Annotated in this window: 10 protein-coding genes; 5 read left to right on the plus strand and 5 right to left on the minus strand. The window is 42.4% G+C overall.

The genetic code is table 11. The annotated features are described in order from the left end of the window. Positions 1–90: 90 nt before the first annotated feature. The gene (gcvT, locus tag C0V77_RS01505; protein WP_173830511.1) at positions 91–1,194 is read left to right on the plus strand and encodes a glycine cleavage system aminomethyltransferase GcvT; all 1,104 of its coding nucleotides are present in this window, start codon (positions 91–93) and stop codon (positions 1,192–1,194) included. Positions 1,195–1,199: 5 nt separating this feature from the next. Here the strand turns inward: gcvT and C0V77_RS01510 are convergent, their stop codons facing one another. From C0V77_RS01510 to metG, 3 genes are read right to left on the minus strand one after another with little or no spacing between them, the layout of a single operon-like run. Then, a complete protein-coding gene (locus C0V77_RS01510; RefSeq protein WP_101724541.1) occupies positions 1,200–1,565 on the minus strand; it encodes a DUF5615 family PIN-like protein in 366 nt (121 codons plus the stop codon). Further along, complete coding sequence (locus C0V77_RS01515) at positions 1,562–1,876, minus strand: DUF433 domain-containing protein (RefSeq protein WP_310587005.1); 315 nt, start codon at positions 1,874–1,876, stop codon at positions 1,562–1,564. Before C0V77_RS01515 ends, C0V77_RS01510 begins: the two co-directional genes overlap by 4 nt. A 24-nt stretch (positions 1,877–1,900) precedes the next feature. Next, complete coding sequence (gene metG, locus C0V77_RS01520) at positions 1,901–3,928, minus strand: methionine--tRNA ligase (RefSeq protein ID WP_101724543.1); 2,028 nt, start codon at positions 3,926–3,928, stop codon at positions 1,901–1,903. A gap of 510 nt (positions 3,929–4,438) precedes the next feature. Here metG and C0V77_RS01525 point away from each other — a divergent pair. The 3 genes from C0V77_RS01525 to C0V77_RS01535 are packed head-to-tail and all read left to right on the plus strand — an operon-like array spanning position 4,439 to position 5,639. Further along, positions 4,439–5,071: a peroxiredoxin gene (locus C0V77_RS01525; RefSeq protein WP_101724544.1), complete on the plus strand. Its 633-nt coding sequence runs from the start codon at positions 4,439–4,441 to the stop codon at positions 5,069–5,071. Positions 5,072–5,086: 15 nt separating this feature from the next. After that, positions 5,087–5,401, plus strand: a complete 315-nt coding sequence (locus C0V77_RS01530; protein ID WP_101724545.1) for a co-chaperone YbbN — start codon at positions 5,087–5,089, stop codon at positions 5,399–5,401. Then, entirely contained in the window at positions 5,382–5,639 is a 258-nt protein-coding gene (locus C0V77_RS01535; RefSeq protein ID WP_101724546.1) for a DUF6952 family protein, read from the plus strand. The genes C0V77_RS01530 and C0V77_RS01535 overlap by 20 nt, the downstream gene beginning before the upstream one ends. A 155-nt stretch (positions 5,640–5,794) precedes the next feature. On the opposite strand, the gene C0V77_RS01540 is transcribed toward C0V77_RS01535, so the two are convergent. After that, on the minus strand, positions 5,795–7,504 hold the full coding sequence (locus C0V77_RS01540) for an AMP-binding protein (RefSeq protein ID WP_101724547.1): 1,710 nt from the start codon (positions 7,502–7,504) through the stop codon (positions 5,795–5,797). A 340-nt stretch (positions 7,505–7,844) separates the two neighbouring features. Between C0V77_RS01540 and rpsA the strand changes: the two genes are divergently transcribed. After that, on the plus strand, positions 7,845–9,653 hold the full coding sequence (gene rpsA, locus C0V77_RS01545) for a 30S ribosomal protein S1 (RefSeq protein WP_101725017.1): 1,809 nt from the start codon (positions 7,845–7,847) through the stop codon (positions 9,651–9,653). Positions 9,654–9,876: 223 nt separating this feature from the next. On the opposite strand, the gene C0V77_RS01550 is transcribed toward rpsA, so the two are convergent. Further along, the gene (locus C0V77_RS01550; RefSeq protein ID WP_101724548.1) at positions 9,877–12,024 is read right to left on the minus strand and encodes a S9 family peptidase; all 2,148 of its coding nucleotides are present in this window, start codon (positions 12,022–12,024) and stop codon (positions 9,877–9,879) included. Between the last annotated feature and the right edge of the window lie 76 nt (positions 12,025–12,100).

The following is a 12,100-nucleotide window of genomic DNA, read 5'->3' on the forward strand; positions in this document are numbered from 1 at the left end:
CGCTCGTGTTTCTTCTTTTTTTATGTTCGTAAGTCCACAAACAGATATTTTACCTATTTTTGTCGCCAAAACTATTTTAGCTATAAACACATGGAATCAACAGAAATAAAAAAAATCCCACTGAATAACCTGCACGAAAAAATCGGCGGGAAAATGGTACCATTCGCAGGCTTTCTGATGCCTGTCAGGTATTCGTCAGATATTGAAGAGCACAACTGTGTACGCAATGGCGTAGGCGTGTTTGATGTGTCGCACATGGGAGAATTTATGTTGACCGGAGATAAAGCCCTTGACCTGATACAAAGAGTATCGGCCAATGATGCCTCTACCTTGTTCGACGGAAAGGTACAATACAGCTACCTGCCCAACAGACAAGGCGGGGCGGTTGATGATTTACTGGTGTACAGACTGACCGAAAACTGGTATTATCTGGTTGTGAATGCCTCGAACATTGAAAAAGACTGGGACTGGATTCAAAGCCATAATACAGATAATGTACCGATGAAGAACCTGTCAGACTCTACCTGCCTGTTTGCTGTGCAAGGGCCAAAGGCTATTGATACGCTACAAAAACTGACTGATATAGACCTTGCCTCTATGGATTATTATACTTTCAAAACAGGTATGGTAGCTGGTATAGAACCTGTGATGGTATCTGCAACGGGTTATACAGGTGCCGGTGGTTTTGAATTATATGTAGACAACAAAGATGCAGAAAAACTATGGAATGCCATATTTGAAGCCGGTGCCGAGTTTGATATTAAACCGATTGGTTTAGGTGCAAGAGATACCTTACGCTTAGAAATGGGTTATTGTTTATACGGCAACGATATTACCGACACTACCTCTCCGTTGGAGGCAGGTTTGGGATGGGTAACCAAATTCAATAAGAACTTTGTTAATTCGGCTAATCTGCAGGCACAAAAAGCCAATGGATTGAAACGGAAACTGGTTGGTCTGGAAATGATTGACAGAGGTATTCCGCGCTCGCATTATGAAATCTGTGATGCCGAGGGCAACAAACTGGGAGAGATAACATCCGGCACCATGTCGCCAACTTTACAGAAAGGTATTGCGATGGGCTATGTACCCACCGAATTTTCAAAAGCCGGAACTGAGGTATTTGTTAAAGTAAGAGATAAACTGTTGAAGGCAGTAGTTACTAAAACGCCATTTGTGAAACCGGGGGTGTAAGAATATTATTTTAAGGGGAGTATCCTGACTCTGATTTTATTAATGTCAAAGGTTATGAGGCTCCCCTCTTCAATATAATTTTTGTATTGATTCAAACATCTGACAACTATTTCTCCTATTGCATCAGGGAGTAAATCCTGACTCTTAAGCTGAAAAACGCTTGGAGATTTTGCTTGTGTAGCTGCTAAAATTGCTCCGAAATCTAAGTCATTTGTAAAGACTATGTAGTCATTAGCGGAAGCAAATTGAAATATTACTTTATCTGCATCGTTTGGCCTACCGACCTTCATCCAATGAATTGCTTCAATATCATTCTTTTGGAAGAATTCAACCCAGCGGGGAGATAAGTTCATGTCAATTAATATCCTCATGAAAATACAACCGGGATATCTACCTCTTCTGCCCGCCACGCAGCATAAGAAAGCGCCTGACGTAAATCTTCCATTTCCAAGTAAGGATAAGCCTCTATAATTTCATCATTCGAGCGTCCGGTGGCTAATAAGCCTACAATTGTTCCTACTGTAACTCGCATACCGCGAATACAAGGTTTCCCTCCCATAACATTGGGGTCAAAAGTGATTCTATTCAGATTCATACACAATTGATGGTTTCTTTTACAAATATAACGATTTCGGCGGTAAAACCTTAATAAAAATGGGAATGCGCTTGAACACATTCCCATCTCAAATCTTATATTCTAATATATTTAACTCACCGGCCCACCGTTCCAGACTGCCTTGTGGGGTTGTAACAATGCCAGTGAGCCATCGCGGTCTTCGGCCATCAGTATCATACCGTTTGATTCTATTCCCATCATTTTACGCGGAGCCAGATTAGCAAGGAATGTAACTTGCTTGCCTATCATTTCTTCCGGCGTGAAGTGCTTGGCAATACCACTCAGGATAGTCCGTTTCTCAAAGCCATCATCAACCAGAAACTTCAACAGCTTATCGCTTTTCGCTACTTTCTCTGCCTCTATAATGGTTCCGACGCGGATATCCAGTTTCGAGAAATCATCATATTGTATAGTTGGTTTCAGCTCAGGTACTTTTTTATTCTCTAACTCGTTCATCTTCTTTGTATCTAGTAATTTCTGCACTTGCTTTTCTACCACGCTGTCTTCAATCTTGGTAAACAACAACTCAGTTGGGTTTAGCTGATGTCCTGCTGACAATATATCAGCACTACCTGCTGCTTCCCATTTATGAGTGTCGATATTCAGCATATTAAATACTTTGGCAGATGTAAAAGGCAGGAAAGGCTCACTTACAATGGCAAGGCTCGCGGTAATCTGTAAGGCAATGTTCATGATAGTACCCACTCTTTCAGGGTCTTTTTCTTTCCAGGGTTCTGTTTCTGCCAGATACTTGTTCCCAACCCTTGCCAAATCCAGTACGAGGCTCAATGCCTCGCGGAATTTATACCCGGCAATGGCCGTGCCTATCGCATTTGGCAGACTGGTCAAATCTTCCAAAGCCTTAGTATCAATCTCTCTCAATTCTCCTCTAGCTGGTACAATGCCGTTAAAGTTCTTGTGCGTTAGCACCAATGCACGGTTGATAAAATTACCAAATACACCCACCAACTCACTGTTATTACGGGTCTGGTAGTCTTTCCACGTAAACTCACTGTCTTTGGTTTCAGGGGCATTGGCTGTTAATACATAGCGCAATACATCCTGCTTATCCGGAAACTCTTCCAGATATTCATGCAACCAAACCGCCCAGTTTCTTGAGGTAGAGATTTTATCACCCTCCAGATTCATGAACTCATTGGCAGGTACGTTATCAGCCAGAATATAACTTCCTTCAGCCATTAACATAGCCGGGAAAATGATACAATGGAAAACGATATTGTCTTTACCTATAAAATGTACCAGCTTGGTGTCTTTGTTTTTCCAGTAGTCTTTCCAGTCTTTACCGTTCTGGTCAGCCCATTCTTTGGTAAAGGTAATGTAGCCAATGGGTGCATCAAACCATACATATAGTACTTTACCATCAGTATCAGGTAGCGGCACTTTAATACCCCAGTCCAGATCACGGGTCATGGCACGGGGTTTCAAACCCTCTTTCAACCACGACTGACACTGCCCGAAAACATTGGTTTTCCACTCGGTGTGGCTGTTTACATATTTCTCAATATCAGGCTGCATGCGGTCAAGCGGCAGGTACCAGTTTTTGGTAGACCTCATTACCGGCTTCGAACCCGAAAGCGTAGAATGCGGGTTCTTTAGTTCCGTTGGTGAAAGCGTAGAGCCGCAACGTTCGCATTGGTCGCCATAGGCGTTGGGATTGGCACAAACCGGGCATTCTCCTACAATATATCTGTCAGCCAGAAACTGTTGTGCTACTTCATCATAATACTGCTCGCTTACATCTTCATCGAAGTAACCCTTATCATATAAGGTCGTAAAAATCTCCTGCGACAATTCGTGATGGGTCTTGTTTGACGTACGAGAGTAGGTGTCAAACGAAATCCCGAAATCGTAGAAAGCCTTTTTGATTTGCTCGTAGTAGAAATCTACCACCTGTTGAGGAGTTTTGCCTTCTTTTTTGGCTTTTACAGTAATAGGTACGCCGTGTTCGTCAGTACCGCTGATAAAGGCCACATCGGCACCGGTAGAACGCAGGTAACGCACATAAATATCAGCAGGGATATAACAACCCGCCAGGTGTCCGATATGAATGGGGCCATTGGCGTAAATCAATGCTGCTGTAACGGTGTATTTTTGCATAGGTAATGGTATTGCGCGACAGTGCTCAAACAAAACTAAAATCGCTCATGATATAAATAAGTTCGCAAAGTTAGGTGTTTAAATGATTTTTAGGGTTCATATAGGCAAAAAATTGGCTACTCTGTGGCAATAAAGCCACAGCAAATTCAATCGCCCACTCTTCGTATTGCACTCCGCTAGGTTACTTGCAATTCTGTTTAGACTTGCTCATGAGCCATTTACGGCCTGAAAACTCAAGTGTTTTACCTGAAAATCAAGGCTTGTTTTATCTCTTTTTCTACATAAAAAACAATTTTATTAATTACTATTAATGTTATAAAAATTGCATTTTTAGTATACACCTGACAGCCATCATATTTTACTTGTTATCCGGAATGTAGCTTTGCAGCGCTTTGGACAATTAAAAGAACTTAATAGAAGTTTCAAATAATTGACCTGCTGATACCGTTTTTTTGCATTTTTTTGTGTTGAGTTTTTAAATAATAATCCAAATAAACTAATAATAATACAATGTCGCTTGTAGGTAAAAAATATCCACGCATATCGGCTGGTGCCGTAATAAACGGTGAAGAGATAGTAGAAGATTTCAGCTTAGACCAGTATCTGGGTAAAAATTATGTAATTCTATTTTTCTACCCTAAAGACTTCACATTTGTATGCCCAACTGAATTACACGCGTTTCAGGAGAAACTGGCTGAGTTCGAGAAAAGAGGCGCTGTTGTAGTGGGCTGCTCAACCGATACAGAAGAAACGCACCTGGCGTGGTTGAATACACCTAAAGAAGAGGGTGGTATTCAGGGGGTTACGTATCCTATTATTGCCGATACCTCTAAAGTTGTTTCATTAAACTGTGGCGTATTGGGTGGCGAGTATGTGTTTAACAACGAAACCAGAACCTGGTCATTTGTAGGTAATCCGGTGGCTTTCCGTGGTACATTCCTGATTGATAAAGAGGGTATTGTTCGTCATGAGTCAATCAATGACCTGCCATTAGGCCGTAATATCGACGAGTACCTTCGTTTACTGGATGCACAACTACACGTTGAAAAGTTTGGTGAAGTATGCCCTGCCAACTGGGAAGAAGGCGAAACAGCCATGATTGCTTCTAATGAAGGTGTAGTGAACTATTTCTCTCAAAACTAAGAAAACCTTACAGCCATGTTAATTGAATTAGCAGAAGATAATCTGGCCGACATCATTGCACAGAACGAAAAAGTAATGGTGCAGTTTTCGGCAAGCTGGTGTGGCAACTGCCGCCTGATGAAACCAAAGTTTAAACGATTGTCGGCCGAAAACGAAAGCACCGCTTTTGTGATTGTAGACGCCGAGAAGTTTCCACAGTCGCGCAAATTGGCAAGTGTTACCAACTTACCCACGTTTGCCGGGTTTAAAGGCGGTAGTCTGGTGAATCAGGCTCAGACCAATAAAGAAGAACAATTAAAAGCTTTGATAGATGAAATTACCCTTAATTAGACAAGCGCAGCGCACTTCATCAGTAGCTGAAATTGAGGCTGCTATTAAAGTGCTGGAGAATATATCTGAGACACCATCATTGAAAGATGAAGAACTGGATTTAATTGGAGAGTTGATTTCAAACCTTTGTGGCGCGCTGGAGGTACACCAGTTAATAGCCGAAGGAATGCCCGAGAAAGATGCAGCCAATACTTTTATGAAAAAAGTAATAGGCTCTATAGATAAAGTTGTGGCATAACATTTATACACTTCATCAACTAAAATGCCCTCTAATCGTAAGATTGAGGGCATTTTTTTATGAATCACTTGCGAATTCGGTGAATGAATTCACCGTCTATCTAAACAAAGGAATAAATTGATAAGAGCATCCCGATTAAAATCGGGATGTATTAATTATTTCTTAGCCAGTTCTTCTTCTTTCAAAGCACGGCGTAGAATTTTACCTACGTTGGTTTTAGGCAATTCGGTACGGAACTCAATGTGTTTCGGACATTTATAGCCTGTCAGGTTTTGTTTGCAATAGGCTTTTACCTGCTCGGCGGTTAGTTCAGGGTCCTTTTTAACAATAAACACCTTCACCGCCTCTGTCGATTTCTCGTCTGGTACGCCAATACATGCAACCTCCAACACACCAGGGCAAGTGGCTACTACATCTTCAATCTCGTTTGGATACACATTGAAGCCGGATACAAGAATCATATCTTTCTTACGGTCAACTATCTTGAAGTAGCCGTCGTCATCCATCACACCTACATCACCGGTTTTAAACCAGTCGCGGCCATCAGCATCTTTCAACATCACTTTTTCTGTTTCATCCGGGCGGTTATAGTATCCGGCCATAACCTGTGGGCCATTGGCACAAATCTCTCCTACTTCCCCCGGACCACCCCATGTGCCATCTTCTTTAAGCACCCTGATTTCGGTGCTTGGCCACGGTATACCAATGGTTCCAATTCTGTTTTCGCCTACCAGTGGGTTAGAGGTTAATACCGGAGACGTCTCCGACAAACCGTATCCTTCGGCTGGCAAATTGCCGGTCAGGTCCTTCCAACGGTTGGCTACAACCCCCTGCAAAGCCATTCCCCCTGCCGAGGTTATCACCAGCTTGCTGAAATCAACTTCGTTAATCTTCGGATGATTCAACAACCCATTATACAGGGTGTTCAAACCAGTAAACACATGCGGCGGGTTTTTCTTCAAATCCTTAATGAAGGCATTCAAATCGCGCGGGTTGGTTATCAGCAGGTTCATGGTACCTGTTTTCAGAGACGTAAGTGCGTTTACTGTTAAGGCATAAATATGATACAAAGGCAAAGCTGCCACTACCACCACCTTATCATCTTTAATTTTATTGGTCATTACACTTTGCCATATATTGTTGGCTTCAAGGTTAGCTACTATGTTACGGTGTGTAAGCATGGCTCCTTTAGACACCCCTGTTGTACCACCGGTGTACTGAATAAACGCCAGGTCGCTACTGGTAACCTTAGGTTTAGACCAGTTCAGGTTGCTTCCTTTGCCAACAGCGCTCATCAACGGCATAGCCTGTGGAAGGTTATAAGCCGGAACCATTTTCTTCACCGTTTTCACCACAAAATTCACCAGTTGCTTTTTGGGGAACCCGAGCATATCGCCCAATTGGGTAACAAACACGTGCTTAATGGCAGTCTTATCAATCACTTTTTCAAGATTCGAGGCAAAGTTGGCTACAATTACAATGGCCTTGGCGCCAGAATCCTTAAACTGGTGCTCCATTTCGCGTGGTGTATAAAGCGGATTGGTATTTACAATAATCAACCCGGCTCTCAGGGCGCCAAACATGGCAACCGGATATTGCAGACAGTTGGGCATCTGAATCACGAGGCGGTCACCTTTCTGCAGTCCGACACTTTGCAGATAAGCTGCAAAATTTCGGGTGTACGTATCAAGCTCGCCGAACGTTATTTCTTTTCCCATGCAGGAATAGGCCGAATGGCCGGCGTATCTTTTAAAGCCTTCGTCCATCAATTCAAGCAAAGACGGATAGGCATCAGGGTTGATTTCATGAGGTATACCCTCCGGATAAAATTTTAACCAGGGATATGGTTGTGTTTTAACAGGCATAACAGTTTCTTCTTAGTTATATACTAGTGAACAGGTCTTGTATTATTTAATGTAAAAATAAGACGATTTATTGAAAACAACCCATAAAAAATTAAAAATGTTCGGCAAGCATAATATTTTTTGGCTATCTGTATAACCATAATGTGGCCTTAAACAACTGCCGGAACACCCAACCAAGAACCCCGCTTAACTTACTAATAATAAATATATTATACCTAGGAAATTACATAAATAAGTAATACCTTTGCAGTCCTTTTCGCAAGGAATTTTCAATTCAAAATTTAATTTCGGTTCAAAAGCCCGGTGAACTGATGTATAAATGGGCGATTTTAAATCTATTATGGCACAAGTTGCAGATTTTGACTGGGACAAAGTCTCAAAAAGAGGTATCGGTAGCGGTTATACTGCTGCTGAAAAAGCAGAACTTGAAAAACTTTACAGCGACACGCTAACTGAAGTTGACGAGAAAGACGTAGTAATGGCTACTGTAGTTGGTATTACCGACCGCGAAGTATTATTGAACATCGGTTTCAAATCTGATGGTCTTGTTTCAATTTCAGAGTTCCGCGATCTACCTAACCTTAAAGTGGGTGATCAAGTAGAGGTATTCATCGAAAAACAAGAAGATGCCATGGGTCAGTTGGTTATCTCTCGCAAAAAAGCAAGAGTTCTAACCGCCTGGAACAACATCGAAAAATCATTTACAGAAGACGCTATCATCGATGCATTTGTTAAACGTCGTACGAAAGGTGGTCTTATTGTAGACATCTACGGAATCGAGGCGTTCTTGCCAGGTTCACAAATCGACGTTAAACCTATCCGCGATTTTGATATTTTCGTAGGTAAGAAAATGGAGGTTAAAGTTGTGAAAATCAACCATACTAACGATAACGTGGTTGTATCTCACAAAATCCTTATCGAAAAAGACCTTGAAACGCAACGTCAGGTTATTCTTAATAACCTGGAGAAAGGTCAGGTATTGGAAGGTGTGGTTAAAAACATTACTAACTTCGGTGTGTTCATCGACTTGGGTGGTGTTGACGGTCTACTTCACATTACTGATATCTCGTGGGGTCGTATTAACCATCCGAACGAATTACTTAAACTGGATCAACGTATTAAAGTGGTTGTTCTTGATTTCGACGAAGACAAAAAACGTATTTCGTTGGGTATGAAACAACTGGAATCTCACCCTTGGGATTCACTTGCTGAAGGTCTTTCAGTTGGTTCTAAAGTTAAAGGTAAAATTGTAAACATTGCTGATTACGGTGCATTCCTTGAATTGAAACCGGGTGTTGAAGGTCTTATCCACGTTTCTGAAATGTCATGGTCTCAACACCTTCGTAACCCATCTGATTTCTTGAAAATCGGTGACGAAATCGAAGCAGTGGTATTGACGCTTGACCGCGAAGAGCGTAAAATGTCTTTGGGTATCAAACAATTGACTGAAGATCCTTGGACAAAACAAGACTTGTTGAGCAAATACGGCGTAAGTACTAAACATACCGGCACCGTACGTAACATGACTAACTTTGGTATTTTCCTTGAATTAGAAGAAGGTATCGACGGTCTTGTTCATGTTTCTGACTTGTCTTGGACAAAGAAAATCAAACACCCTTCTGACTTCGTGAAAGTTGGTGATACCCTTGATGTAGTGGTATTGGAGCTTGACGTTGAAAACCGTCGTTTAGCCCTTAGCCACAAACACTTGGAAGAAAACCCTTGGGATACTTTCGAGCACATCTTCACTGTAGGTTCTGAACACGAGTGTACAATTATCTCTAAAAATGACAAACAAGCAACACTTGAACTACCTTACGGTATTGAAGGTTACGCTTTGTTGAAACATTTGGCTAAAGCTGACGGTACAACTGCCGAAGCTGGTGAGAAATTGCCGTTCCAGGTATTAGAATTCCACAAAGAAGAGAAGAAAATCATGCTTTCACACTCTAAAACCTGGGAAGCTCCTAAGGAAGAAGAGAAAAAAGAAGCTAAGAAAAAAGGTGGAAAAGAAGCAACTGCTTCTGCCAGCGAAGAGAAATCGACCCTTGGAGACCTTGATGCCCTTGCTGCCTTGAAAGAGCAAATGGTAGAAGGTGAGAAAAAGAAACTTTCTAAAAAGAAAGATTCTGAATCTGTATCTGAGTAAGATAAATTATAAATTACAAAAATGGGCTTCTCGGTTGAGAAGCCCATTTTTGTTTGCAGATTGCTCTGTTTTTGTAGAGACGTATTGCAGTCTCAAGGCCTATGCAATCAGAGAAATTAATGAGCGGATGCCAAAATAACGGATAATCCGCAGATGCTTATAGACCCCTGAAGCCGCATGCAATGCGGCTCTACGAAATTGGGTTTATTCTCTTTTACAATCCTTACTTCACCCCCACAAAACGCTCAAAAAACTCATAAATACGCAGGATTCTGTCAATGCGCTGGCGTACGTTTCCTGCACGTGAAAGCTCATGGGTAGCACCCGGCATACGCACATACTCCACATCTTTGCCAAGATATTTCAGGCTTTTAAACATCATTTCTGACTGTACTACACCCGTGCGGAGGTCGTTTTCGCCATGCTTAATCAGGAACGGTGTTTTAATCTGATGCACAAAAGTATAAGGCGAATTAGCATCTATTTTAGTTACTTTCTCGTCTTCCCAAGGCAAACCAAAGTAGTTCGGCACCAATCTCCAGGCGTTGGCTTCACCCATAAAGGTGGTCAGGTCATATACGCCACGTTGTGCAAAAGCCGCTTTGAAACGGTGGTCTTGTGTAATAATCCATGCCGTTAAATATCCTGCATACGAGCCACCTGTAATTACCTGTCTGGCTGTATCAACCCATGCTTCTTTGGCAGCATCAGCACATGCACTTAAGGCATCTTCCTGCGGGCCTTTGCCCCAGTCGCGGTAGTTTGAGAACTGGAACACCTTGCCATAGCCACCAGAGCCTCTCTGGTTTGGATACACTACCCCGTAACCCTGCGAACAGAAATACTGAAACTCATGCCACATCGAGAACTCTCCAGGCCCCCACATGGCTGTTGGGCCGCCATGGAGTTGCAATAATAGCGGGTATTTCTTTCCCGGTTCCTGAAAAGTAGGCTTCATAATCCAGTAGTCAACCTTCTCTCCTTTCGAGTTGGTATATACTCTTTTCTCCGGGAAACTCAGTTTTCTATCTTTCAACCAGGGGTCGTTATGCGCGCTGAGTTTTACCGTATTTTTCATGGTCAAATCGGCCATATATAATTCTGAGGGGTTAACCACTTCTGTTTTAGCAAATACCACTTTGTCGTTGGTCAGTTCAAATGGGCTTGCCCCAGACTCATAGTCGCTTAAGCGTTCAAGCTTACGGGTTTTGGCATCCATTCTGAAAACCGGTATGCCTCCGTTTGAAGAAGCAGCCAGATATAAATATTTATTATCGGCCGTCCATTTCAGGTTGCCGGGTACGCGGTCAAAATCTACAATCTGGCGGTTCGTGCCGTCGGCATTCGCAATCACCAATTGTCCGAACGAAAGCAGGTTTGGTGAATTCATGGTCATAGCCAGCAGCTTACCATCCGGCGATGGCTCAATACCTGAAAAGCTCTTTCCATCTTCTGAAACCAGAACTTTTCTGTCGCTACCATCAAGGTTCATACTAATTACAATGCTCTCCTGTTCACGGTCGGGGTGCTGGTCAGCATCTTTTCCACAAACGGCTAATACTCTTTTGCCGTCGGGTGTCCAGGTTGCCTGGCCGTGCGACCAGAAGCCTTTGGTAAGCGGAGTAGCTTTTGCATTTTCCTTTACGTCAATCACAAAAATATGTGAGAAATTCATCTCCGGCTCCACTGTTGCTTCTCCCTGAAAGTTTAGTCGGGTAAACACCTTTGCCTTTTTATCTTCCACGTCTTTATCCAGATACGCCCGTATTTCTTCGATGCTACCGTCAGGATTAGCCTTTACTTTCTTGTCTTTTATTAGAAACTCATTTTTAGGGAAGCCGGGTTTTTCAAGAGACCAGACTGGGCCAGATTTTGAAGGATTCAGCGTTGAATCTTTCAATAATTCTGAAAAAGACAAACCACCACTAAAAAGCAATTTAGAGCCATCAGGCGAGAAAGACGGATTACTGGCACCGTATTTAGAGTTGGTCAGTTGCCATGCCTCTCCCCCGTCCAAAGGCATAATAAAAATCTGCGCTTTGCCTTTGGTAGCGCGTACAAATGCAATGGTTTTGCCATCAGGTGAGAAAGTAGCCTGTGAAGCACTCTCTGCCCCACGTGTAAGGGCTTTGGGTACACTACCGGCCTGTAGGTCTACCAGATACAAATGTGTGCGGTAATCATACTCTAAAGCATTATCGGCATTGGTTTCTATGGTTCTCAGGCCATAAACAGCTTTTTTACCATCTGGCGAGGTGGCGATAGAAACTACCTGTTTGATTCGGGTCAAATCGGTTACTAAAATTTTCTGGGAGTTGGTCTGGGCGAAAACTAAGTTTGAAATGAAGAGTAAAGTCAGGAGTATTCTCATTACGTGTTGATTTTAGTTGATAAGTAAATGTACAAAAAGGCAAAAGAAAGACAAAATACCGAAGTCTTTTGCTTAC

Source organism: Emticicia sp. TH156 (assembly GCF_002855535.1).
Taxonomy (GTDB): domain Bacteria; phylum Bacteroidota; class Bacteroidia; order Cytophagales; family Spirosomataceae; genus Emticicia; species Emticicia fluvialis.

Excerpts from the sequence above, each read along its gene's own strand:
- C0V77_RS01535 (WP_101724546.1), top strand. The coding sequence starts at position 5,382 with ATGAAATTACCCTTAATTAGACAAGCGCAGCGCACTTCATCAGTAGCT.
- C0V77_RS01550 (WP_101724548.1), bottom strand. The coding sequence starts at position 12,024 with ATGAGAATACTCCTGACTTTACTCTTCATTTCAAACTTAGTTTTCGCC.
- metG (WP_101724543.1), bottom strand. The coding sequence starts at position 3,928 with ATGCAAAAATACACCGTTACAGCAGCATTGATTTACGCCAATGGCCCC.
- C0V77_RS01515 (WP_310587005.1), bottom strand. The coding sequence starts at position 1,876 with ATGGGAATGTGTTCAAGCGCATTCCCATTTTTATTAAGGTTTTACCGC.
- C0V77_RS01525 (WP_101724544.1), top strand. The coding sequence starts at position 4,439 with ATGTCGCTTGTAGGTAAAAAATATCCACGCATATCGGCTGGTGCCGTA.
- C0V77_RS01530 (WP_101724545.1), top strand. The coding sequence starts at position 5,087 with ATGTTAATTGAATTAGCAGAAGATAATCTGGCCGACATCATTGCACAG.
- rpsA (WP_101725017.1), top strand. The coding sequence starts at position 7,845 with ATGGCACAAGTTGCAGATTTTGACTGGGACAAAGTCTCAAAAAGAGGT.
- C0V77_RS01540 (WP_101724547.1), bottom strand. The coding sequence starts at position 7,504 with ATGCCTGTTAAAACACAACCATATCCCTGGTTAAAATTTTATCCGGAG.
- gcvT (WP_173830511.1), top strand. The coding sequence starts at position 91 with ATGGAATCAACAGAAATAAAAAAAATCCCACTGAATAACCTGCACGAA.
- C0V77_RS01510 (WP_101724541.1), bottom strand. The coding sequence starts at position 1,565 with ATGAGGATATTAATTGACATGAACTTATCTCCCCGCTGGGTTGAATTC.